Source organism: Halomonas citrativorans (assembly GCF_014898005.1).
GTDB classification, from domain to species: domain Bacteria; phylum Pseudomonadota; class Gammaproteobacteria; order Pseudomonadales; family Halomonadaceae; genus Vreelandella; species Vreelandella citrativorans.
On sequence record NZ_JABUYX010000077.1, the window covers coordinates 1 to 387 of the forward strand.

The 387-nt window shown below is 53.0% G+C and carries 1 pseudogene; it reads left to right on the plus strand.

The features are described 5' to 3' along the window. Positions 1 to 162 precede the first annotated feature (162 nt). A pseudogene (locus INT20_RS17985) lies at positions 163 to 387 on the plus strand (IS256 family transposase); the annotation flags it as partial.

Here is a 387-nt window from a genome sequence, read left to right on the forward strand (position 1 = left end):
TCCTGGTCATCAGACACCTCGCTTATGGTGGCAATATTACCACCTACGTTGGTGTCCGGTTTTATTGAACCACTACAAAGAGGCCGCCTAAAACTATTACGTCCCATAAGGTAGTGTTCAGAATTCTGTGTCACTTCTACCCTAAGAGGAAAGAGGTGATGTATGACACAACCAACATTTGACATGGACGCGGCGCTGAAAGCCCTGCGAGAAGGGAAAGATCTCACCGGCAAGGAGGGCATTCTGACGCCGCTCATCAAGCAGTTGACCGAGGCTGCCATGCAGGCGGAGCTCGACGCGCATCTCGACAATCAAGAGACGCCCAACCGCAAAAACGGGGGCTCTCCCAAGACCATGAAAAGCCCTGCAGGCCGCTTTGAGCTGACC